17 protein-coding genes are annotated in these 22,363 nt (G+C 63.9%); 6 read left to right on the forward strand and 11 right to left on the reverse strand.

All coding sequences use genetic code 11. The features are described 5' to 3' along the window. Positions 1 to 301: 301 nt before the first annotated feature. From FBX99_RS21560 to tssB, 10 genes are all read right to left on the reverse strand, one after another. Positions 302 to 844 carry a toxin-antitoxin system YwqK family antitoxin gene (locus FBX99_RS21560; protein ID WP_145132837.1) on the reverse strand — a complete coding sequence of 181 codons (543 nt, stop codon included), beginning with the start codon at positions 842 to 844 and terminating at the stop codon, positions 302 to 304. 13 nt (positions 845 to 857) lie between these two features. Then, positions 858 to 2,867, reverse strand: a complete 2,010-nt coding sequence (gene tssI / locus FBX99_RS21565) for a type VI secretion system tip protein VgrG (protein ID WP_144925102.1) — start codon at positions 2,865 to 2,867, stop codon at positions 858 to 860. Between the two features lie 25 nt (positions 2,868 to 2,892). Further along, positions 2,893 to 3,378, reverse strand: a complete 486-nt coding sequence (locus tag FBX99_RS21570) for a hypothetical protein (RefSeq protein ID WP_144925098.1) — start codon at positions 3,376 to 3,378, stop codon at positions 2,893 to 2,895. A gap of 55 nt (positions 3,379 to 3,433) precedes the next feature. Beyond that, positions 3,434 to 5,977 carry a type VI secretion system ATPase TssH gene (gene tssH, locus FBX99_RS21575; RefSeq protein ID WP_145132839.1) on the reverse strand — a complete coding sequence of 848 codons (2,544 nt, stop codon included), beginning with the start codon at positions 5,975 to 5,977 and terminating at the stop codon, positions 3,434 to 3,436. 1 nt (position 5,978) lies between these two features. Further along, on the reverse strand, positions 5,979 to 7,004 hold the full coding sequence (gene tssG / locus FBX99_RS21580) for a type VI secretion system baseplate subunit TssG (RefSeq protein WP_144925091.1): 1,026 nt from the start codon (positions 7,002 to 7,004) through the stop codon (positions 5,979 to 5,981). Next, the gene (tssF, locus tag FBX99_RS21585; RefSeq protein WP_144925088.1) at positions 6,968 to 8,758 is read right to left on the reverse strand and encodes a type VI secretion system baseplate subunit TssF; all 1,791 of its coding nucleotides are present in this window, start codon (positions 8,756 to 8,758) and stop codon (positions 6,968 to 6,970) included. Before tssF ends, tssG begins: the two co-directional genes overlap by 37 nt. Next, complete coding sequence (gene tssE / locus FBX99_RS21590) at positions 8,742 to 9,185, reverse strand: type VI secretion system baseplate subunit TssE (protein ID WP_144925085.1); 444 nt, start codon at positions 9,183 to 9,185, stop codon at positions 8,742 to 8,744. Before tssE ends, tssF begins: the two co-directional genes overlap by 17 nt. A gap of 10 nt (positions 9,186 to 9,195) precedes the next feature. Continuing rightward, a complete protein-coding gene (locus tag FBX99_RS21595) occupies positions 9,196 to 9,693 on the reverse strand; it encodes an Hcp family type VI secretion system effector (protein WP_014337905.1) in 498 nt (165 codons plus the stop codon). 216 nt (positions 9,694 to 9,909) lie between these two features. After that, a complete protein-coding gene (gene tssC, locus FBX99_RS21600; protein ID WP_047700928.1) occupies positions 9,910 to 11,391 on the reverse strand; it encodes a type VI secretion system contractile sheath large subunit in 1,482 nt (493 codons plus the stop codon). Between the two features lie 30 nt (positions 11,392 to 11,421). Then, positions 11,422 to 11,982: a type VI secretion system contractile sheath small subunit gene (gene tssB, locus FBX99_RS21605; RefSeq protein WP_144925081.1), complete on the reverse strand. Its 561-nt coding sequence runs from the start codon at positions 11,980 to 11,982 to the stop codon at positions 11,422 to 11,424. Between the two features lie 224 nt (positions 11,983 to 12,206). Between tssB and FBX99_RS21615 the strand changes: the two genes are divergently transcribed. Genes FBX99_RS21615 through tssA form a run of 5 tightly spaced genes read left to right on the forward strand, consistent with a single transcriptional unit; the run spans position 12,207 to position 19,782 of the window. Continuing rightward, positions 12,207 to 12,671 (forward strand): type VI secretion protein, encoded by a 465-nt coding sequence (locus FBX99_RS21615; protein WP_144925075.1) that lies wholly within the window; start codon positions 12,207 to 12,209, stop codon positions 12,669 to 12,671. 51 nt (positions 12,672 to 12,722) lie between these two features. Continuing rightward, positions 12,723 to 14,054, forward strand: a complete 1,332-nt coding sequence (gene tssK / locus FBX99_RS21620) for a type VI secretion system baseplate subunit TssK (protein ID WP_144925070.1) — start codon at positions 12,723 to 12,725, stop codon at positions 14,052 to 14,054. Positions 14,055 to 14,072: 18 nt separating this feature from the next. Continuing rightward, positions 14,073 to 14,834, forward strand: coding sequence for a DotU family type IV/VI secretion system protein (locus tag FBX99_RS21625; RefSeq protein WP_144925067.1), 762 nt, complete (start codon positions 14,073 to 14,075; stop codon positions 14,832 to 14,834). Next, on the forward strand, positions 14,831 to 18,697 hold the full coding sequence (locus FBX99_RS21630; RefSeq protein ID WP_145132841.1) for a type VI secretion protein IcmF/TssM N-terminal domain-containing protein: 3,867 nt from the start codon (positions 14,831 to 14,833) through the stop codon (positions 18,695 to 18,697). Before FBX99_RS21625 ends, FBX99_RS21630 begins: the two co-directional genes overlap by 4 nt. After that, the gene (gene tssA, locus FBX99_RS21635) at positions 18,694 to 19,782 is read left to right on the forward strand and encodes a type VI secretion system protein TssA (RefSeq protein ID WP_144925058.1); all 1,089 of its coding nucleotides are present in this window, start codon (positions 18,694 to 18,696) and stop codon (positions 19,780 to 19,782) included. The genes FBX99_RS21630 and tssA overlap by 4 nt, the downstream gene beginning before the upstream one ends. A gap of 104 nt (positions 19,783 to 19,886) precedes the next feature. Here tssA and FBX99_RS21640 read toward each other — a convergent pair whose 3' ends face one another. Continuing rightward, on the reverse strand, positions 19,887 to 20,837 hold the full coding sequence (locus tag FBX99_RS21640) for a 2-hydroxyacid dehydrogenase (RefSeq protein WP_144925055.1): 951 nt from the start codon (positions 20,835 to 20,837) through the stop codon (positions 19,887 to 19,889). Positions 20,838 to 21,066: 229 nt separating this feature from the next. On the opposite strand from FBX99_RS21640, the gene FBX99_RS21645 reads away from it, so the two are divergent. After that, positions 21,067 to 22,347 carry a serine/threonine transporter gene (locus FBX99_RS21645; protein WP_145132843.1) on the forward strand — a complete coding sequence of 427 codons (1,281 nt, stop codon included), beginning with the start codon at positions 21,067 to 21,069 and terminating at the stop codon, positions 22,345 to 22,347. Positions 22,348 to 22,363: the final 16 nt, after the last annotated feature.

Consider the following 22,363-nt stretch of genomic DNA (forward strand, 5'->3'; position numbering starts at 1 on the left):
GCTGAGTGTTCGTCGCCGAACCTTTTGTGGGAGCGGGCTTGCCCGCGAAGGCGGTGGGTCAGTTAGCCTATTCGTCGTCTGCTACACCGCTTTCGCGAGCAAGCCCGCTCCCACAGTTTGTTCCGAAGTGTTCATGGCAGAGTGTTCGTCGCCGAACCTTTTGTGGGAGCGGGCTTGCCCGCGAAGGCGGTGGGTCAGTTAGCCTATTCGTCGTCTGATACAGCGCTTTCGCGAGTAAGCCCGCTCCCACAGGGGATCTATGGTGGGCAGAAAATCTATGCTGGACAGCTCCCCGGTGTGCTCAAGCCTGCGCCGGGTCGTTCCAGCGCCGGAACCACCAGCGCAGTCGGGAGATCGGCTTGCCATCCGCATCCAGCGGTCGTCCATCCTCGGCGTAGGCGTGGGCCGGTTCCAGCAGTTGGCCGTTGAGGTAACGGGCCTCGACCGCCGGGTTACCGTTGGGGTGCAGGCGGCGATAGCGGCCGTCGCGCACGCCGTCGCGATAGAACTCGGCCTCGGCCAGTTGCCCATTGGGGAAGTAATTGTTGGCTTCGCCGTGCAGCAATCCGTCGCGATAGGTGGCCTGGCGTTGCAACCCACCTTCGGCCGCGTAGAAGCTCGCCACGCCCTGCAGCTTGCCTTTCACGAACGGCAGCACTGCCGAAACCTTGCCATTGGGGTGATACAGGGTGCTGGTGCCTTGCAGTTCACCTTGGCTGTAGTTGAGTTTCGCTTGCGGGCGTCGGGCTTCTTCGATGTACAACGGGCCGTCGAGCCGGCCGTCGATCAACTGACCGCTGAGTTGGCTGTCGCCACGTTCCACATCGAGCTTCTTCGAGGCCATCGTTGCGCTCCTGTCAGTTGACCTTCACCAGGCCGCCCTTGATGGTCAGCATGCCGCCGCCGTCCACCGTCTGTTCGGCGGCGGCCTTGTTCACCAGGCTGATGCCGGCGTCGTTGGTCAGGGTGGTGCCGGCCTTGTTTTCCAGTGACGTCCCGGCCTGGTTGCTCAAGGCGGTGCCGGCCTTCTGGCTGATGGAGGTGCTGGCCTGGGCCGCCAGGTCTGCGCCGCTCTTGATCGCGAAACTGCCGCCGCTTTGCAGGGTCAGGGTGCCGCTGACCTTGATGGTCAGGTTGCCGTCCACGGTCAGTTCGTAGTTACCGGTGACCTTGTGCGTGTAGTTACCGCCAGTGTTGTGGGTCTGGTCCGAGCCCACGGTCACGGTGCGAGTGTCTTTGACATCGAGGCTGTCGCTGCCGGTCTGGATCGTCACGCTGCGCTTGCCTTTCTCCAGGGTGATGGTCTCGTCGCCGTCCTTGACCGTGCGGGTGCGGGCGTTCTGCACCGTGAGGGTTTCGTCGTGGCCGACGGTGGCGGTGGTGTCGTTGAGCACGTTGATGTTGAAGTCTTTCTGGGCCTGGAGAAACACCTCCTCGGCATCCTTTTTGTCCTCGAAGCGCAGCTCGTTGAAACCACCGCCGCCCTTGGACGAGTTGGTCTTGATCCCGGATTGGGTCTGGTTCGCCGGCAGCGCGTAGGGCAGGGCGTTGTCGCCGTTGTAGACGCAGCCGGTCACCAGCGGGCGATCGGGGTCGCCGTCGATGAAGGTGACGATGACTTCCTGGCCGATCCGCGGCACGAACTGCATGCCAAAACCCTTGCCGCTCCAAGGCAGGACCACCCGCACCCAGCAGGACGAGGTTTCGTCGTTCTTGCCGGTGCGGTCCCAGGGGAACTGCAGCTTGATCCGCCCGTACTCGTCGGTCCAGATTTCTTCACCGGCCTTGCCCACCACCAACGCGGTCTGGGTGTGCATGCGCGGTTTCGGCGAAAGGCGGGCCGGTCGGTATGGCGTGGCCTTGGGGATCGCTTCGAAGCGATTGCGATAGCTGTCGTGGCTGGCTTCATGACTGACCGAGGTGACTACCCAGTCGATATTCAACGACGGGTCTTCGTGGCCGGCGAGGGTGAACCAATACCCCGGCACCAGCCAGCGGCAATCGCTTTCGCCGACAAACCGCTGCGCCTGGCTGCGCAAGCCGTCCACCCGCTGCTTGGTCAGTGCATCGCCCTGGGACTTGGCGTTGTAGCCGCCCGGATGCTCGTATATCGAACTGGGTCCGGCCACGGCCTCGGCCTGGCTGTAGAGCGAGGTCGTCGGTGTGGTGAATTCGTAGTCGGTTGCCTGATAGACCCCGGCCACCGCTTGCAGGGACACGTGCCCCGAGCGAATGCCATGCAGTTCCCGCTCGCCCATTCCTTGCCCGAGATAGTTCACCGTCGGCCCGTTGGGAATCGGTGCGAAGGCGTCGTTGCTGTCGGCCAACACCAGGGTGTGCTTGCCGGCTTCATGGCTGAAGAACCAGAAAATCCCGTCTTCTTCCAATAGCCTGGAAACGAAGGCCAGATCGGTTTCGCCGTACTGCACGCAGTACTCCCTCGGCGTGTAGCTGCCGCTGAGCTTGAGCTGGAAATCGGTAAACCCGTGGGCCTTGAAGATCGTGGTGACGATGTCTGACGTGGCGAGGTTCTGGAACACCCGGTTGTTGCTGGCCAGGCTCAGCCACCAGAGCCAGGGCCTGAGCAGCAGCTGATAGCGCTCGGCGGTGGCATCGGCGGGCAGTTGGCGGATTTCGGCGACCAGCCAATCCAGCGGGCGCAGCAGGGCGTCCTTGTGCAGGGTGGTGGTGACATGGCTGGCGATTGCGCTGGCGAGCGTCAGCGGGGCGCCGTCGACGACACCATTGAGGATATGCGAGCCCAGGGTATTGAGGCTTTCTTCACCGGACAGCGATTCGGGGTACAGCGCCGCCACCGTGGCGGCGCTGAGGGAGAGGGTGGTGTTGCTGTCGGTGGAACGGGGCATCCTGCATCCTCGGCAGAGCGAAGGTTCATTCGTTGATCAGTTTCATGTAGGTGAGATTGTCGTTAACGTTACCCGTGGCTCTGCCGATCAAATCGTTGGTGTCATATCTATAGACTTCCAATGTCACACTGGCTTTCTGCAACGCCTCACGAAAGCAGTTCTCCGCAGACACCTCATCGGCAACATTGCTATTCCAATCCGTCAGTCCGGGATGGCTGCTGACGACCGTGAGGGGGCGAGTGGCAAAACGTATGAGTTTCTTGAATTTTGCGTTGCCGCTGCCTTTATAGTCGGATTGCTTGAAGCTGATATAGAAATGCGGGGGAAGCCCGGTTCTATTGTTCGTGACACTTCCGGTACCTGCCTCCACCACCCTGGCTCGTAAAAGATCCCAGTTTTGCTGGCTGAATTTGTCGGCATGAAAGATCTCCCCACCCATCCTGCCCCCTGCATCGGTTAACGTTGTAAGGGTGATGTCGTTCACACTCGCGAGTATCAGATCGCCTGCCATGCTGCCTCCTTTGCTTGCAGCCTGAATAACAAAGTGGGCATCAGCGCAGCAGGTGTCATTCCAACACCCACTCCGCCAACTTCCCCGTCACCTGGGTCATCAACACATTCTCGACATCCCGCGCCCCCGCCGCGCTGCACTTGGCAAGCACCGCTTTGACGATCCCGGCATCGAATTCGAACGGCTTGCCCGTCGCCGCTTTGTAGCGCCCGCGCAATTTCTCCAGCTTTGCCAGCACGATCCCTTCCAGCGTCGCCTCATCCAGCGGCCGATACGCCACCACCGTCATGCGCGCCAGGAACGCCGGGCGAAACGCTTGCAGCAGCACTTTGTGCAGGGCTTCGTTGAAGGCATCGCTGCCCACTTGCGCGGCCGGTGTATCCAGCAGCAATTCGGCGCCGACGTTGCTGGTAGCGAGCATCACGGTGTTCTTGAAGTCCACCACCAGGCCGGTGCCGTCCTCCATCAGGCCTTTGTCGAAGACGTTGTAGAACGCTTCGAGCACGTCCGGGTGGGCCTTTTCGATTTCATCCAGCAGCACCACCGAATAGGGTTTGCGCCGCACTGCTTCGGTGAGTACGCCGCCGCTGCCGTAGCCGACATAGCCGGGTGGGGCGCCTTTGAGTTGGCTGACCGTGTGGGCTTCCTGGTACTCCGAGAGGTTGATGCTGATCAGGTTGCGCTCGCCGCCGTACAAGGCATCGGCCAGGGCATAGGCGGTTTCGGTCTTGCCTACCCCGGTAGGGCCGACCAGCAGGAACACGCCCACCGGTTTCTGCGGATCGGTGAGGCCGGCGCGGTAGGCCTGCAGGCGTTGGGCGATGGTGTTGAGCGCGGTGCCCTGGCCCATGACCCGCAGGCCCATGCGCTGGCCGAGGGTGCGCACGGCATGGGCTTCATCGGCGAGCATCTTGCCCACGGGGATGCCGGTCCAGCCGGCGATCACGGCGGCCACGGTCTTGCTGTCCACCTGTTCGGGCACCAGTGGGTCGTCCTGGCGAATGGCATCGAGGCCGGCTTCCAGGCGCAGCAGTTCGGCGGCCAGATGGTCGATACGGTTATCGATTTCGGTATCGGCTTTTTCAGCGTCGGCGCGTTCGCTCAGGGCCAGCAGTTCGCGCCGGGTGTCGAGCAGTTCGCGCACGGCTTCGCGTTCTTCACCCCAGCGGGTTTCCAGTTCGCGGATGGCCTGCACGTTGTCGGTGGATTCACCTTCCAGCAGGATAATGCGCTCACGATGGTCCAGCCCGGTGGCCTGCTCCCGGCGCAGGCGTTCGACTTCGTCCTGGAGGCTGTTCTGCCGGTGCCGCAGGCTTTCCAGTGGCGGCGGCACATCGTGCTGGCCAAGCGCGACCCGGGCGCAGGCGGTGTCGAGCACGCTGATGGCCTTGTCTGGCAGCTGCCGGCCGGAAATGTAGCGATGAGAGAGCTTCACTGCTTCGTGGATCGCCGCATCCAGCACTTGTACCCCATGGTGCTGTTCCAGCTTGCTGGCCACGCCACGGAGCATCTCCACGGCCGTGAGTTCATCCGGCTCCTCGACCTGCACCAGTTGGAAGCGCCGGGCCAGGGCCGGGTCTTTCTCGAAGTATTTCTTGTATTCCAGCCAGGTGGTGGCAGCCAGGGTGCGTAGCTCGCCCCGGGCCAGGGCCGGTTTGAGCAGGTTGGCTGCGTCGCTGCCGCCCTCCGTGCCGCCGGCACCGATCAGAGTGTGGGCTTCGTCGATGAACAGAATGATCGGCTTCTCGGCGCTGCGTACCGCGTCGATCACGCCTTTGAGGCGCTGCTCGAATTCGCCCTTGACTCCTGCGCCTGCCTGCAACAGGCCCAGATCGAGCACCCGCAGCGTGACTTCCTGCAGCGACGGCGGCACATCCCTGGCGGCGATGCGCAGGGCCAGGCCTTCCACCACGGCGGTCTTGCCGACCCCCGGCGCACCCACCAGAATCGGGTTGTTCTGCCGACGCCGGAGCAGGATATCGATGCATTGGCGGATCTCGCCGTCGCGGCCGACGATGGGGTCGATGCGGCCGTTGCGGGCATCGTCGGTGAGGTCCTGGGTGTACTGGTCGAGCACCGGATCCTGTTTTTGCACTGCCTCCCCGGGCTTGGCCGGACGAGTAACGCCGACATGCTCCCGGGAGCTTTCGGTCCATTCCAACAGGTGGGCGCGCAGGGTGTCTCGGGGAATGCGCAGCAGCGACGAGGCGCTGTTGAGCAACAGACTGCGGCGCTCATCGCGGTCCAGCAGCGCCAGTAGCAACAGCCCCGAGCGGATGCTGTCCAGGCCGAGCACGCTGGCCTGGACCACGGCGTCTTCCAACAGGCCAATGGTTTGCGCGGACAGGGCGGGCGTGCGGGTGCTGCCGGACTTGAACAGATCCAGGGCCTTGTTGGTTTCTGTCGCCACCGCGTCCCGTTCCAGCCCGAAGCGCGGCAACAGGCAGGCGAAGTCGCCGCCTTCGATGTCCAGCAATTCCAGCAACAGGTGCTCGATTTCCACGTAGTGATGACTGCGCTGCATGCAGCGCTGCGCGGCCCGCTCCAGGGCGCGACGGTTGTCCGGGTTGAGGCGTCCGATCAGGCTGGCCAGTTCCATTTCAGGCGATCTCCGGCTGACGAAGGCGGGTTTCGATGCGTTGCAGGGCCAGGCTCGACTGCCGTTGCAGGCCGCCGTTCCAGTTCAGTCGCGGCGGAGCCTGATGGCCCAGTTGCAGTGGACCGGCGCCACGAATCAGCAGCACCAGGGTGCAATCCAGGTCGGGGCCGAAATACAAGGCATACAGGCTGGCAAGCAGCGGATGGGTCTCGCCGTTGGGCAGCAATCCTCCGGCCTGGGTTGCGCTCAATGGCCCGAGGGTCAGGCGCACGCCGGCATGCTCGTCCCAGACCCGCGTACCGGCCACCGCGCTACGACCCAGGCACAAGTTGCGGCCGCCCGCTTGCAAGCGGCTGCGGCTGGCCGGCGGGATTTCACGCCAACCACCTTCATACGCGCTCAGCTCCACCGGCAGACCGAACTGCTCGCGGACAATGGCCGCGAACCCGGCCAGGGAACGGCGGCCGTCGGCGTACAGCGCGCTGCACGCCAACGCGGCGGAGTCGGGGGCGGCCTGGCGTTCCTGCAAGGCCTTGGGCAGCAGGCCGGTCAGGGCTCGCAGTTGGGCCTGCACGGCGGAGGCGCCCGGAGGGGTGAAGCCCAAGGCGATGCGGTGCTTGCGCATCACTTTGTAGAGCAGGCTGAGCAGGCGGTGCTGGAACAGGTCGAGAAACTCCGCCGGCGCATGATCCCGCGCCCGCGCCCGTTGCTGCAGCCATTCCTGATAGGCATAGGGCAACGGGCCGTCGGGGCCGCCAAGGCCAAAGATCGGCGTGGTCAGCACGGGCGACGAGCCGGGTTCCTCGCTCAGGTTCTCGACTTCGCTGGCGGCGAACAGCGGCGTCAATGGTCCCCGCAGGCGCAACGCTTCGGCATGGGGCGCGGTGCCGCTGCCCAGGGGCTCGGCCTGGGGATGCTCACGCTCCAGCAGCAACAATGCCTGGAGCCATTCGAAACGCTGCGGGTCGTGTCGCAGGCGTTGGCTCAGGTTCAGAGCGTCAGGGGTTTGCCGGCTTGGGGTTGCCATGTCTTCACCTCCCTGTCGGACTGGACCAGCACCGTGCGCACGAAGCGATTGGCGGTGGCATACAGTGAAAAGAACTGCGCCAGTACACCGGAGAACAAGACGGCGCTGCTACCGACGAAATGCTGTGGGTCCAGTTGCAGGCGCACTTCCAGGCCATTGCGCCAGCCGCGCCAGGCGTCTTCGCCGACATGGGCGATGACCCGGTCGCAACCCAGGCCCATGACCCCTTCGATCTGGCGATGGGCGCTGGCCTCGTCCCGCAGGTTGTGCAGTGTCAGGATCTCGCGCAGCGCATCCAATGCCTGGGGGCCTTCCACCAGGGACAAATGGTTGAGGGTCAATTGCGACACCAGCCGCCAGCGCGATTCACCGTCCAGGCGTGGCAGGCTCTGTGGGCTCGGCGGATTGCGCAGGCGGGCCCAGGCCACCGGGCCCGGCCGCTCGAAGCCCAGCGGCGTGCCCGCCGGCAGGCTCTGGGCCAGGTGTCGGCTGGTGCACAACAATTCGGCGGTGAGGCTGTAGTCGCGGGTATCGGCGAGTGGGTCGAGCTGGGTGTCCACCAGGCTGACCATCAAGTCGGTGCCCAGCCGGTTCGGGCTCATGCCGCTGACCCGTCGCGCATGCCAGTAGCAGGTCTGGTCGTTGCCGTGCTGGCTGCCGTAGTAGGCCGGCACCTTGCGCACGCCCTGGCTGGACGTGGCGCGCACAGTGCGGATGCTGTGGATCTCGACACTGTTTTCCCGATGACTGTCGGCCACCAGCCGGTATTCGCTGCGAGTGCCGTCCGGGCGCAGCGGTTCACTGGTCCTGGGAAACAGGTTGATCACCGGCGTGCAGCCCAGGGCGATATCGCTGGCCTGGAGCGGCAAGCGATTGGCGGGGGCGCGATCGAAGACGATATACAGGTACAGGGATGAGCTGTCGCTGGTCGCTCCAGCCAGGGGCAGGTCGAAGAAAGCGAACTTGTCGGGGAAGGCAAAATATTCCGCCAGCAGGCGCATGCCCGGATGCACACCGTCCTCATCCGGCAGCAGGGCTTCGTCGCTGGCGAAACCGACAATCCGCGGCAGGCCGGCCAACGGTTCCGGCACGCTGCCCGGCGCGCCGGCCAGGACCTTGACCGTGTGGGCGCCGAGCAAATCGTACAGCCAGGCGTTGATCATCGGCGAGGCCGCCAGGTGCACCCGCAGGTAATCGATTTCCAGGGTCGACCATTGGCGCTCGCCCAGGCAGTGCAGGTTCAGGCGCAAAGCCGAACGCGCCTGGACCACGCCGGTCAGCGCCTGGGCTTCGTCACTGCCCAGCAGTACGGCTTCGCTGACTTCCAGCGGCCACAGGTGCACGGCGGCGGTGGTGCGAAAGTGAATGCTCTGGCCCTTGTCGGTGGTGACGAACAGGGGCGTGTCCCGGGGCAAGGGATAACCGTCGTCGAGGTTGCCTTTGCTCGGGTCGGGCTCGAACTGCACGATGGCGCAGGAAGGCAACGGACGCATGGCCAGGGGATACAGCTGTTCGAGCAAGGCATCGCTGAATTCGGCGTAGTCATCGTCCAGCCGGCGTTGCAGCCGGGCGGCCAGCAGCGCGAAACCTTCCAGCAGCCGTTCGACGTGCGGGTCCGGGCATTCGCCGGGAGACAGTTCCAGGCGCCGGGCGACTTTCGGATAGCGTTCGGCGAACAGGCTTGCGGCATGACGCAACCAAGTCAGTTCGCGCTGGTAGTAATCCAGCAGTTGCGGGTCAATCGAGTCGCTCATGTCGCACCTCAAGACCGTCGCCGGCGTGCTCGATGACAAATGCCACGGGCCATGCGTGCGGATCGCCACGCAGCACCCCCGACAGCCGTATGCCCAGTTGTTGCGGGTGGCCCGGTACCGGGACGACCTGGACCTCGCCCAGTTGCAGGCGAGGTTCGAAATGGCTGATAGCCTGGTGTATTTCCCGGGTCAGCAGGCGCCGGTCATCGCTGCGCTGTTGTTGCAACGCGGTCCAATCGGCAATGCCGTAATCCAGGATGCTCGGCGGGTCGGTCAGTGCCCGGGGACCGCGTCGGGTGTTGAACAGGCGCTGCAGTTCGGCGTGGACCGAGTCCTGCAGCGCCTGCCGGTCAAATACCCGACCGTGGTCATCCGCCTGGCTGGCCAGGCGTTCGAACAGCGGTGGGCGAAGGCCGAAGCCAGCCATGGCGGCGCTCTTACTTGGTCATCTTGTTGGCCGCCAGGTCCCAGGTCGTGCCCGCCGTGCCTTCCTTGGTGCCGTCGTCTTTCTGAGCGGTGAGTTCCCATTTGATCTTGGTGAAATTCAGCGACAGGGTTTCCACCGGCTTGCCGCCCGTACCACCGCTGACACTGACGTTGGACAGCACGACGTTGGTCAGGGTGTAGACGATGAAGGGCATGATCTGGCCGCTGCCTTCGGCGGCGTTGCGGCCGATGGTGATGACGGCCTGGGGGATCGGTTTGCCGGCGCAGCAATATTCGTTGAGGGACGGTGTGGAGCTGTCGATGAATTTGGTCAGGGTGAACTCACCGATGTGCGGTCGGCCGGAGGTGCGCTCCGAGTTGCTGACGTCATTGGTGACTTGCATCGCCACGTTGTGGCTGTAGGACATGACCTCGATCTTGTCCGTGAAACCCTCCAGCAGGCTATCGCCCTTGATGTCGCCGCCGAGGTCGAGAATGATTGCATCCATGGTGTGGAACTCCAGAAGAAGACAAAGGGGTGCCCAATACTGTTACGCCGAACCTGTGGCGAGGGGATTTATCCCCGCTGGGGCGCGAAGCGGTCCTGAAGACAGTCAACTCGGTGTATCCGATGGATGAGTTGACTGCTCAAGGGGGCTGCTGCGCAGCCCAGCGGGGATAAATCCCCTCGCCACAACAAGCGTCCTCGCCACAGGATTTTTGGGTCAGGCAGCAACCGGTGGCGGCAACGTCGCCACCAGACGGATCGAGGCGGTCAGTTCCTCAAGCTGGAAGTGCGGCCGCAGGAATACCGTGGCGTTGTAAGCCCCGGGCTTGCCGGCCACTTCCGTCACGTCCACCCGCGCCTCGCGCAACGGGTACTGCGCCTTGATCTCCTGGGGCGCGTTGTCGTTAATCAGCACGTAGTCGGCGATCCAGTTGTTGAGGTAGGTCTGCACGTTGTCGCGGGTCATGAAGCTGCCGACCTTGTCGCGCATGATCACCTTCAGGTAGTGGGCGAAACGCGAGGCCGCGAGCACGTAGGGCAACATCGCCGAGATCCGCGCGTTGGCGTTGGCCTCGTTGGTGTTGTAGACCTTGGCCCGGTTGGTGGTCTGGCCGCCGAAGAACACCGCGATGTCGCTGTTCTTCTTGTGGCACAGAGCGATGAAGCCCAGGTCGTTGAGTTCTTTCTCGCGGCGGTCGGTGATCGCTACCTCGGTCGGGCACTTGAGCGACAGGTCCCCGGAGCTGGTGCGGAAGGTATGGGCTGGCAGGCCTTCCACCGCGCCGCCACCCTCGGCACCGCGGATCGCGGCGCACCAGCCATATTTGGCGAAGGCCTCGGTGATGCGTTGCGCCAGCGCCCAGGCTGCGTTGCCCCACAGGTACTTGCTGTGGTCGGTGCCGTTGACGTCCTCGACGTAGTTGATGCCTTCCACCGGCCGGGTGTCCGGGCCGTAGGGCAGGCGCAGGAGGAAGTGTGGCAGCACCAGGGATACGTAGCGCGAGTCTTCGCTTTCACGGAACGAGCGCCACTTGATCAGCTCCTGGCTCTCGAAAATCTTCGACAGGTCCCGGGGTACCGCCAGTTCGGTGAAGCTGGTCATATCGAACAGGCGCGGGCTGGCGGCGGCAATGAATGGGGCGTGGGCCGCGGCGGCGACGTTCGAGAGTTTCTCCAGCAGACCGATGTCCTGCGGGTGCCGGCCGAAGGTGTAGTCGCCCACCAGCAGGCTGAACGGGTGTCCGCCGAAGGTGCCGTATTCTTCTTCGTAGATTTTCTTGAACAGCGCGCTCTGGTCGAATTCGACGGCTTTCTCCAGATCGTTCTGCAGTTCTTTCTGGGTGACGTTGAGCAGGCGCAATTTGAGCCGCGTGCTGGTTTCGGTGTTTTGCACCAGCAGGTGCAGGCCGCGCCAGGACGCTTCGAGTTTCTGCAGGTCGGGGTGGTGCAGCACTTCGTTGAGCTGGGCGCTGATCAACTGGTCGATCTGGCTGATCCGATCGTTGATCATCGCCACGGTGTCCTTGTCGATGGCCATGCCTTCGTCGAGGACCTGGGTGGCGAATTCGGCCAGCATGTCGCGGGCGTAATCCTGCTGGCTGTCGTCATGGGCCATACGGCCTTCGGCGATGATCTTGTCCAGCAGGGACAGGGTCTGGGTCGTGCTCTCGCTGGTTTGAGCGCTGGATGAAGCAGGCATGGCTTTATCTCCCTTGAATGATGAGCACGATCAGGCCTGTGGTTCGGCCGGGGCCGGATCATCGTTGGCGGCCACGGTCGGCAGCTCCTGCGGTATGTCCTGGGGCCGGGCCGACTTGATCTCTTGCAGGCCTTCGGTGTTGGCGATCACGTCGCGCAGCAACTTGTCCAGGTCATCGTTGCCGTCGAGCTTGGTCAGCAGGTCGCGCAGGCGTTGACGGGCTTCGAACAGGCGGCGCAACGGCGTAACCTGCTCCACGACCTTGACCGGGTCGAAGTCATCGATATGGCGGAAGTTGAGTTCGATGTTGAGCTTGCTGTCGTCACCGCTGAGGGTGTTGTTCACCTGGAGCGTGGCGCGGGGGGAGATCGAGGCGAGCACCTCGTTGAAATTGTCGCGGTCGATTTCCGTGAAGCGCCGCTCGTTGAGCTTGGGCAGCGGGTCCAGTGGTTTGCCCGAGAGGTCGGCCAGAATGCCGACGACCAGTGGCAATTCTTTCTTTTCGATGGCATTGCCGATTTCCACGTCATAGGTGATCTGGACGCGGGGAGGACGGACTCTGTCGAGCTTGTGCTGGGTACTTTCTGCCATGGCGGCCGACTCCGATGCATGTGGGGGAGCAATGCATCGGGAGGCCCGCTCATCGCATTCCCTTGCTGATCCGCAGGTTGCAAATGGAGGGCAGAAAACCTGTCATTCCCTTGACGAACCTGGTCCATTCGACCGTGCAGGTCGAACTATCCAAGACGCTAGAACAGGTCTATAAAAATGCAAGCAAAAACGATTTTTGACCGCGACGAAAAGGAAGATTCATTTTGCGTGTGTTTTTTTATGGATTTTTTTTCAGCCTGGCGCTCAGCGGTTGCTCGTTCTTTGCGCCCAGCGTCGACCTGGACAGCCTGACCCTCGACGTCGCGTCCGGAGCCAACGACGACACGCCCATCGCCGTGGATTTCATCGCGGTGAACGATCCCGACCTGCTCAAGCAACTGTCGGTGATCACTGCCCGCCAGTGGTTCGCCGAGCGCGAACAGTTCCAGCGCGACTATCGTCAACTCATGTCGGTGTGGGGGCTGGAGCTGGTCCCGGGGCAGTTCATCGACCGCCAACCCTTCCCACTGGAGGGCCGGCGCGCCGCTGGACTTTTGGTCTTCGCCAGCTATAACACTCCCGGAGCCCACCGGCTCCGGCTGGACGATCGACGCAAGGCCTGGCTGAAGTTCGACAGTCGAGAGATGAATCTCGTCGACGATGGCCAACGCAATGCCAGTCAGCCTTGAGTGACCGCGGGCCGCCTTGCGCGGCGACACTGGGATGTCGAAGGGAGTCGTATGAGTCTGTTACCTGACGCGGTGTGCTGGCATGAGGGCATGCAACTGTTGCCCCAGCATTTTCAACTGCAGGGGCTGCGCGCCGAGGCCCTGGCCGCCCATGTCGCGGCCGCCTGCAATCCCTGGTTCTGGGGTGTCGGCCAACTGGAGGTCGACCCTTCGGCCCTCAGTGCCGGACAAGTGCGGTTGCTGCAACTGCAAGGCACCTTGCCGGACGGCTTGCCGGTCAATCTCCAGGCCGGTGTCGGGCCGACCCTGGAGCTGGACATCACCGAGGCGGTCAACAAGACCGACGATGCCACCGTCACCGTGTACCTGGCGATCAGCCCGCTCTGGCGCGCCGGGCAATTGCTCCCGCTCAAGGGGCGCCTGCAATCGGTGGTCGGCGATGCGCTGCCGGACCTCACCAGTGGCGAGTTTCCTGAATCGATCACTGTCTGGCGTCCGAACCCGCGGCTGTGCACGCAACTGAGCAAGGCCGATTCGATCTGCCTGCCGCTGCTGCGCATTCGCAAGGAAGGCGGTGGCTTCCTACGGCTGCCCTATACGCCCCCCACGCCGGTGCTGTTGCCCGAATCGGCGCTCGGTCGGCGGGTGGCCGGGCTGTGTGCCCGGGCCCGGGAAAAGTGCCTGTTCCTCGCCGGTCGGTTGCGCCAGGCCCAGGCGGCCGGCAATCAGGACGATGCGCTGGAGATCCGTCGGCAGATGACCGCCTTGTGGGCGCGCCTGCCAGAAGTCGAAGGCAGCCTGAACACCCGGGTGGCCACTCCCCAGGCGTTGTACGGTTTGTTGCTGGGGCTGGCTGGCGCCTGGTCGGCCCTTGATCCGCTGGCCGGTGTGCCGGCATTTGCGCCGCTGGATTTCCTCGAATTGCAACGCGGGTATGAACCGTTGCTCGACTGGCTCGACGCCACCCTGGAACTGGTTCGCGCCGGTTATCGCAGCCTGGCTTTCGAGCGCAATGAGCAGGTTTTCTCCATCCAACTGCCCGACGACCAGCCGAGCCAACGTCTGGTGATCGGCCTGCGCATGCCCAACGGTGCCAGCGAGCAGGCGGCTGCCGATTGGTTGCGTGGTGCGATCATCGCCTCTGCGCCACATGTCCCGCTGTTGAGCCGACAACGCATGAGCGGGTTACCCCATCAGGCCATGAGCCGCAACGAGCAGGTGGCCTATAGCGTGGGTGACGACACCCGGTTGTTCGTGGTGGCCGCCAGCGGCCAATGGTTCGACGGGCAACTGCCCTTGCACATCGTGGCGCCGGCGTCGACCCAGGCCAGCAGCCCGTGGCAAGTGGTGTTGTTTGTCCCGCAAGTCGTTGAAAGTGCCTGATCGCAAGAGGGGAGTCGTATGCCTGACGGAAGTGGCGGGGCGGTCCGGGGTCTGCATGAGGCGCCGCTGAGCAGCGCGTTCCGTCAGGCCTGGTTGAAATGGTTCCAGCAATGGCAGGACTTGCCCAAGGACAACGACTCCGCGGCGTTGGTCAGCCGGGTGGTGGAGTTTTCCGGTCGTAGCGCCCAGCGCTTGTGGCGGGTGGCCTTTGCTACTGTCGGCGACTCGGCGACCGAGCAGGTCAAGTCGCTGGTCTATGCCTTCGTCGCCCTGGTGGACGAAACCTTGCTGTTCACCCCTTGGCCGGGGCAGCTGGCCTGGCAGCAGCATCCCCTTGAGTCACGCATGTACTCCAGCCGCCAGGCCGGCGAACGGCTGCCCGCGGCCATCAAGAAGTTGCTGGATGAGCAGATGCCCGGCACCCGGGACTTGGCGAATGTCTACCTGCAATGCCTGATCCTCGGGTTCCAGGGGCGCCTGCGCGGCGAGCCCGGCCAGATCCAGCATGAAAAATGGCGCGCGGCGCTGTTCACCTTTGCCTGGCAGCATGAACCGGACTATGTCGACGTCAGCCAGCGCCTGGCGATGTCTGCGGCGGCACCGCCGGTACGCCTGCCGGCGCAGACTTCGTTGCCGGACGGGTTGCGCCTGGGGCTGGCGATCCTGGCGATGGTGTTGCTACTGACCGGGCTGGGGCACATGTTCTGGCGTGACATCCGCTCGGAGCTGGAGCCGGTGCTGCAATTGAACGAGTCGGTGGTCCAGGAGCAAGACTCATGAGCCCGCTGAGCATCGTCGCCCTGGTGGTGCTGGCCATTGTCGCGGTGCTGCTGGTCGCGGCATTGATCTGGTGGTTGCGGACTCAGGGTGGCGCGGCGATCCGCAGTTTCTATGGGGCGGTCCGTCACATGGAACAGGAGCAGGGCACCCGGGACCGCTACCAGATCCCCTGGCTGTTGATGCTCGGCAACGAAACCGACGGTGCCCGGCTGTGCTCTCAGTGGCATTTGCAGCCGACGGACAAGGCTGCATGGTTCGGGCGTTGGTGGTCGGATGCCGAGGGCGCGGTGCTGGTGGTGCCCCAGGCACTGTTCCTGCCCGATGAAGGCATGAACCGGCAGCGGGGCAACTGGTGGCGCCTGCTGGGGCTGATCCTGCGGTTGCGCAGCCGGCGGCCGATGGATGCAGTGATCTGGACCGTGCCATTCGGCCGGCTCGACGACATCGAGCACACCACTGAACTGAGCCTCAAGGTCCGCCGCTGCTTCATCGACTTGCTGCAGCGATTCGGCCTCAGCCTGCCGGTGTACGTGGTGATTACCGGAATGGAAGAGTTGCCCGGTTTCCAGGAATTGGTCAGCGCGTTGCCCGCCGACGCCCGGGAATCGACCCTGGGCTGGTCGTCGCCGTACTCGCCGGACGCAGCCTGGCAGTCGCACTGGAGCGATCAGGCGCTGGACCAGGTCAACGCCGCGCTGTCGCAGTCGATCGTCGAAATCGGCGCGCTATCCGGGCAACTGAGCGGCGATCTGTATGGGTTGCCGGAGCGCTTCGAGGGGTTGCGGCGGGCCTTGCAGGTCCTCTTGGAGCCGGTGTTTCAGGGCAATGCCCAGGGCGAGGCGCCACGCTTTCGCGGTATTTACTTCACCGCGAGCCAGGCCTCGACCGTCACTGGGGATGGTTTTGCCCCCAGCGACAAGGGCTTGCGCCAGACGGTGTTCGCCCGGCAGCTGTGGGCGCGGCGCTTCGTCGCTGAACGCGGCCTCGCCCAGCCCGTACCGCGCCTGTTGCGTCTGCGTCAGCGCTGGCATCGGCTGGCCGGTGGGGTCGCGCTGGTGGTCGGGTTGGTCTGGCTGGGGGGCATGCTCTGGGTCTGGCACGATTCGGTGGAAGAGGCCGGGGAGCTGTCGCAGTTGATCCTGCGCACCCATAAGAACTACGTGGTGGTCGACCCTGATCAACCGCAGCTGGAGCCGACCCGCTACAACGTGCAGGCCTACTGGAACATGCTGGAAAAAGCCCCACGCTGGCGCTTCGTTGCGGTGGTGTTCCCGACCTCGTGGTTCTCCTACGTGGACACGCAGTTGGAACAGGGCTTGCGCCTGACCGCCCGGCATCACTGGGTCTTGCCCCTGCGTGACCTGCTGGTGTCGGACCTGGAGCAGCTCAAGGCCATCCGCAACACCGAGCGGCGGGGCAATGTGGAAAGCGAAGACCCGGCGCAATGGCAGAGCTATGTAAAGGCCAAGGACCTGGTGGAACGTGCGGTGCGCCTCGAGCAGCAGAACCAGATGTTCAGCCAGGCGGTGAGCAACCCCAAGGCACCGCTGGATGAGCTGGTGCAATTGAGCAATAACGCCCTGTCGCTGAGCCTCAATGCCGGCACGCTGAGTCGGGCGCGGTTCTACAACCGGGTGCTGTTCGATGCAAAAAACATGGGCGCACAAGAGCAGGACCTGCAAGGGCTGGACCTGAATGCGGCGCGCACGGTGATCGGCGATAACTTCACCGGCCTGATGCAGCGTTGGCTCGATCATTACTTCCTGGCCGACAATTTCGTGCGCCAGGCCGGTTATCTCAAGTTGCATCTGCAACGCTTGGAGGCGGGCAGTGGCAACTCGCTGAGCGAGCTCGAAGACCTGATGGCGTTGGTTGACGATTTGCAGACCCTGGTCAACCTGACCAACGCAGCCTGGGGGCGAGGCAAGGGTCAGGACCTGGTGCCCGGTTACACCCAGATGATGGACAAGGTTAGCCACAGTACCTTGCTCGGGCCGGAGCTTGCCCAGGACCTGGAGAGCCAGGCGGCGAAGCTGCAACAGAGCTTTCGCGACCAGTGGATCGTCCAGAGCGGTTCCCGCGATAACCTGTTGGTCCAGCAGGGCAGTGGCTTGCTGGTGTTGCAGGAGCATGTCACGGCCCTGGATGAGGCGGTGAAGGCCTTGTTCAAGCGTGATTTCGTAGCATTGGCGTTGCAGAAGGATCCGTCCGGCAACAATTCCGACGCCATGGGACAGGGCGGCAGCGACGACTTCAGCGTCGCCCTGAACTATTTCGCCAGCTACAAGAGCTATACCAGCGAGGAACTGCCGCGCATCCCGCCGGACTACCGCGACGCCCTGATCCAGGCGGCCGAAGGTGCCGCGGCCCGGGCGATGTGGCTGAGCCTGGATGAAAGCGAGGAGCAGTTGCCGGGTATGGGCTTCAATGTCCAGACCAGCCAGGCCGTCGCGCTGCAAAAGGCGTTCATGGATGTGCACCGTGGCGACCTGGCGACACGCTTCCAGCGTCTGCTCAACCGCCGTGCCCTGGCGCAGATCAAGAGTGGGCTGGATGAAATCGATGCCCAGCCCCTGTTCAGCCAACGGGCCGATGTCCAGCGCTGGGACGGCTCGAAGAATTTCGGTTTGCAGCTCTACGGGGCCAGCGACCCGCAAGGTCTGAAACTGAGCCTGAATCAGCAGTTCGACGCTATGGTACAGATCGCCGAGCAACGCACGCCGGCCCTGGAATGGTTGATCGTCCAGCAGGACGATCTCTCGGCCCTGGAGTATGATCGGGTGTCGCGCTTCATGGCCATCAACGACGAGTTGCTCAAGTACAAGAGCCAGAATCCGGCCAGTTCGGCGGCGCAACTGGAGCAGTTGGTGAGCCGGGACTTCAACCAGATGGACACCGCCTCCTGTGCGCAGATTCTGCAGACCTCCAACCTGTCCGGCGGTCGTGGCGACCTGGCCCAGCGCGCCGTCAGCTTGCAGCAGAGTGCGCTGCAACGCTGCCTGTACCTGCAACAGAATCAGGCGGCGACGGCCTGGAACGACGTGGCCAACTATTTCAATCAATACCTGGCCGGGCGCTTTCCGTTTTCCCAGGACCTGCGGGCCAGTGACGCCGACCCGGCGCGGGTGCAACGCTTGCTGGAACTGATCGATACGCGTCTGCCCCTGGCCCAGGCCGGGCTGGCGCTGAGCCAGACTCCGGAGCGTCTGGCCGCCGAGGACTTTCTCAACCGATTGAAGCAGGCCGGCACCTGGTTGGGGCCGCTGTTCGTGCGGGACAAGAGCGGCATTCTCGGCGTGGAAATGGATGTGCGCTGGCGCACCGACCGCAACGAAGAGCGCGGCGCCGACCAGGTGATCGCCTGGGGACTGAACGCCGGCAACCAACAGATCAACTACCCCGGCGACGCCCAGCAGAACCTGCGCTGGATGGTCGGCCAGCCCGTGCGGCTGACCCTGCGCTGGGCCCGCAACGGTTACCAGCGACCGGTCAACGACCCATTGCAGCCGAACCTGGTGGTGCGCGACCTGGAGGCCGGTTGGGAATACCAGGGGCCGTGGTCGTTGCTGCGCCTGATGCGTTCGCTGGTGTCGGTGCAACGCCAGCCGAACGTCGACTACACCGATTTCCCGCTGACCCTGCAACTGCCGGTAACGGGCCAGATTCCAGCCCAGAGCCCGGCCCAGGCTCAGCTCCAGGCCCGCACGACGCAGCAGACGTTGATGTTCCTGCGCCTGTCACTGATGAGCCAGGGCTCGAAGTTGCCGCTGTCGATACCGCCGCTGCCAACCCGGGCACCCCGTTCACCTTTCATGGCGACCTCGTCGAGCCCCGCCGTCGCCACCCGTGAGGAGGGTCTGTGAGCGTACCTATCTCTCCCTTGCCCGAGCTGATCAGCCAGCTGCTCGAACCGGTCAGCGCCGAATCGCCTTGTGGCCAGGACCTGCGCTATGAGCCGGAATACGATCAACTGCGGGAACTACGCCGGGAGGACGACACCAGCCTGCCCACCGGCGTGTGGCAGTCCCAGGTCAAGCGTGCGCAGTGGCCGGAGCTGGAAAAACTCGCCACCGCGCTGCTGCTCGAACGCAGCAAGGACCTGATGATCAGCGCCTGGCTGGGGGAGGCCTGGCTGCACCTGGCCGGGCTGGAGGGCTTGCCGGGCAGCCTGGCGCTGGTGGCGGGCTTGTGCGAGCGCTACCCCGATCAGCTGCATCCCCAGGCCCAAGAGGGTGACCAGTCATGGCGGGTGATCCCGCTGGAATGGCTGGCCCGGCGCTACAGCGAGGTACTGTTGACGCGGGTGCCATTGTTCAATGGCCGCGACTCGGCCTTCGACGGTTTCTGCCTGGACGACTGGCAACGCTTGCAGCGTCAGCAAGTCCAGGCCAACGACAGCAAGAATGCCAAGGCCTCGGCGGAAGCGGCACGCAGCGATCAGAAGAAGCTCAGTGAGCTGATTCGTGGCACGCCTTTGTCGTTCTGGCTGCATCGCCAGGGCAGCCTCATGTTGAGCCAGCAGCATCTGCAACGGCTCGAAGCCTGGAGCGACGCCTACCTGGGCAGCCTGGCCCCGGGTTACAAATCCCTGCAGGACGTGATCCAGGCCTTGCTGGCGCTGGTAGAGGAGTTCATCGCGATGCATCCACAGCAACCCAGCGTCGTGCCGGTGCCTGCCTCACCCGAGGCCGCACCGTCGTCTGCCCAGCCCCAGGCGGCTGCAGCGCCGGCCCAGGTCTTCCAGGAACCGGCCAGTCGCGAAGAAGCCTACCGGCAGTTGCTGGTCATCGCCGGCTACCTGTCGCGCACCGAACCCCACAGCCCGGTGCCTTACCTGATCCGACGGGGTGTGGAATGGGGCAATAAGCCGTTGAGCGAGTTGCTGGGGGAACTGATCAGCGCCGACGCCGAGTCCCGGCGGTTGTGGACGCTGTTGGGGGTTCTGTAGGTTTAATCTGTCAGGCGAACGGGTTGTTGTGGCGAGGGGATAAATCCCCTCGCCACAGGTTCAATGATTGCACCGGTCCAATGATCAGTGGACAGGGCCAGTGATCAATCCGGCTCTGGCATCGGTACCGGTGTCAGCACCGGTTTGCCGGAAAAGAACGCGTTCAGGTTCTGGCCCACCAATTCCACCGTGCCTCGGGTCGCCTCCGGCGACAGGCCGGCGACGTGGGGCGTCAGGACCACATTGGGCAGGTGCTTGAGCGCTTCGGGCACTTCGGGTTCGTGATCGAATACGTCCAGGGCCGCTCCGGCGATGCGTCGATGTTCCAGAGCGCTGATCAACTCGTCGGTGGCGACCACGCTGGCCCGGGCGATGTTCACCAGGAAGCCCTTGGGACCCAGGGCATCGAGGGCCTGCTTGTTAATCAAGCGCCGGGTGTCGAGGCCACCGGGCGTGGCGACGATCAGGAAGTCCGACACCCGGGCCAGCTCGGTGGGCGTGGCGCAGAAAGTGTAGGGCACATCCTTGCGCACCCGTCGGCTGTGGTAGCTGACGCTCATGTCGAAACCCAAGGCCGCGCGCCTGGCAATCGCCATGCCCACCGCGCCCAGGCCCAGCACGCCCAAGCGTTTGCCGGCCAGGGATGGGCGCATGACCTTGGTCCATTCCCCCCGGCGCATGCAGGCATCGGCCCGGGGGATGTCGCGCACCAGCGCCAGCAGCAGCGCCATGGCATGGTCGGCCACCGACGACGCGTTGACCCCGGCACCGTTGGTGACCACGATACCGCGACTACGGGCAGCCTGAAGGTCCACCTGTTCATAGCCGGCACCGATCACGCAGATGATCTGCAGGTTGGGCAGGGCGGCCATTTCCTCAGCGGTCAGACCCAAGGGACCGCGTGTCAGCACCGCATTGAATCGCTCGCCATGCTCGAAAATCGCCGCTTTGCGCTCGGCTGGCGTGGGTGCCAGCTCCAGGTGATAACCCTGGCGTTCGAGGATCGGCAGGTAGTCGTTGACGGTTTCAACCAGTACCAGGACGGTTGCGGTCATGCTGGGCTCCTGTGTGGATTCTCCTCCTGAGTGTAGGAGCTGGGGCAAAGCGGCGATACCTCATGCACTGGCATTTTTTGCCATTCACCACCGCTCCTCAGCTAAGCCTTTGCTTCTGCTCGCTAATCCCGGACAATCGCGCCCCTGTTTCGGCCAGGGCGCTGCCTGTCGGGGTTTTCCGACTCGTCCCGGCCGGGTGCATGTGACCGGAAAGCGGAGATCCGACCGGATGAATGATCAGGCCAATAGCGTCGAAGAGCGCTTTGAATCGACAGCCCCAGCCACCCTCAGCCAATGGAGTCGCCAGGACACCACCTGGATGCTGGGTCTGTTTGGCACCGCCATCGGTGCAGGCACTTTGTTCTTACCCATCAATGCGGGCCTGGGTGGCTTTTGGCCGCTGCTGATCCTGGCGTTGCTGGCGTTCCCCATGACGTTCTATGCCCACCGGGGCCTGACCCGTTTCGTGCTGTCCGGTCGTGATGGCGCGGACATCACCGAAGTGGTGGAGGAGCATTTCGGCATCAAGGCCGGCGCGCTGATTACCTTGCTGTATTTCTTTGCGATTTTCCCGATCCTGCTGATCTACAGCGTGGCGCTGACCAACACGGTGGGCAGCTTCCTGGAGCATCAACTGCATATCCAGCCGCCTTCCCGCGCAGTGTTGTCCCTGGTATTGATCCTGGGCCTGCTGGCGGTGGTGCGGTGTGGCGAGCAGGCCATCGTCAAGGCGATGAGCCTGATGGTCTACCCGTTCATCGTTGCTTTGCTGTTCCTGGCGGTATTCCTGATCCCGCATTGGAGCGGTGGCATCCTGAGCACCGCGGCCACGCTGCCGGCCCCTTCGGCGCTGCTGCACACTCTTTGGCTGGCGATTCCGGTGATGGTGTTTTCGTTCAACCACTCGCCGATCATCTCGGCGTTCGCGGTGGACCAGAAACGTCGCTACGGGGACGGCGCCGAGGCGCGCAGCGCGCAGATCCTGTCCCGCGCCCATATATTGATGGTGGTGATGGTGCTGTTCTTCGTGTTCAGCTGCGTGCTGACCCTGTCGCCGGCGCAACTGGCCGAAGCGAAGGCGCAGAACCTGTCGATCCTGTCTTACCTGGCCAACCATTTCAGCAACCCGACCATCGCGTTTGCGGCGCCATTGATTGCCTTCGTGGCGATTTCCAAGTCGTTCCTGGGCCATTACATCGGCGCCAGTGAAGGCCTCAAGGGGCTGATCGTCAAGAGCGGCCGGCGCCCGGCAACCAAGACCCTGGACCGCATGACGGGAGTGTTCATGCTGCTGGTGTGCTGGATCGTCGCCACGCTCAACCCGAGCATCCTCGGCATGATCGAAACCCTGGGCGGCCCGGTGATCGCGGCCATCCTGTTCCTGATGCCGATGTACGCCATCCGCAAAGTCCCGGCCATGGCCCGCTATCGTGGCCAGGCATCGAATGTGTTCGTGGTGTTGGTGGGGCTGGTGGCGATTACTGCGCTGGTCTACTCGCTGATGGCTTGACCATCACCTTGTGGGA

It is taken from the genome of Pseudomonas sp. SJZ074 (assembly GCF_007828215.1).
In the GTDB taxonomy this organism is placed as follows: Bacteria; Pseudomonadota; Gammaproteobacteria; order Pseudomonadales; family Pseudomonadaceae; genus Aquipseudomonas.

Excerpts from the sequence above, each read along its gene's own strand:
- tssK (WP_144925070.1), top strand. The coding sequence starts at position 12,723 with ATGAGTCTGTTACCTGACGCGGTGTGCTGGCATGAGGGCATGCAACTG.
- FBX99_RS21625 (WP_144925067.1), top strand. The coding sequence starts at position 14,073 with ATGCCTGACGGAAGTGGCGGGGCGGTCCGGGGTCTGCATGAGGCGCCG.
- tssB (WP_144925081.1), bottom strand. The coding sequence starts at position 11,982 with ATGGCAGAAAGTACCCAGCACAAGCTCGACAGAGTCCGTCCTCCCCGC.
- FBX99_RS21630 (WP_145132841.1), top strand. The coding sequence starts at position 14,831 with ATGAGCCCGCTGAGCATCGTCGCCCTGGTGGTGCTGGCCATTGTCGCG.
- tssH (WP_145132839.1), bottom strand. The coding sequence starts at position 5,977 with ATGGAACTGGCCAGCCTGATCGGACGCCTCAACCCGGACAACCGTCGC.
- FBX99_RS21560 (WP_145132837.1), bottom strand. The coding sequence starts at position 844 with ATGGCCTCGAAGAAGCTCGATGTGGAACGTGGCGACAGCCAACTCAGC.
- FBX99_RS21640 (WP_144925055.1), bottom strand. The coding sequence starts at position 20,837 with ATGACCGCAACCGTCCTGGTACTGGTTGAAACCGTCAACGACTACCTG.
- FBX99_RS21595 (WP_014337905.1), bottom strand. The coding sequence starts at position 9,693 with ATGGATGCAATCATTCTCGACCTCGGCGGCGACATCAAGGGCGATAGC.
- tssF (WP_144925088.1), bottom strand. The coding sequence starts at position 8,758 with ATGAGCGACTCGATTGACCCGCAACTGCTGGATTACTACCAGCGCGAA.
- tssG (WP_144925091.1), bottom strand. The coding sequence starts at position 7,004 with ATGGCAACCCCAAGCCGGCAAACCCCTGACGCTCTGAACCTGAGCCAA.
- tssE (WP_144925085.1), bottom strand. The coding sequence starts at position 9,185 with ATGGCTGGCTTCGGCCTTCGCCCACCGCTGTTCGAACGCCTGGCCAGC.
- tssI (WP_144925102.1), bottom strand. The coding sequence starts at position 2,867 with ATGCCCCGTTCCACCGACAGCAACACCACCCTCTCCCTCAGCGCCGCC.
- FBX99_RS21570 (WP_144925098.1), bottom strand. The coding sequence starts at position 3,378 with ATGGCAGGCGATCTGATACTCGCGAGTGTGAACGACATCACCCTTACA.
- FBX99_RS21645 (WP_145132843.1), top strand. The coding sequence starts at position 21,067 with ATGAATGATCAGGCCAATAGCGTCGAAGAGCGCTTTGAATCGACAGCC.
- tssC (WP_047700928.1), bottom strand. The coding sequence starts at position 11,391 with ATGCCTGCTTCATCCAGCGCTCAAACCAGCGAGAGCACGACCCAGACC.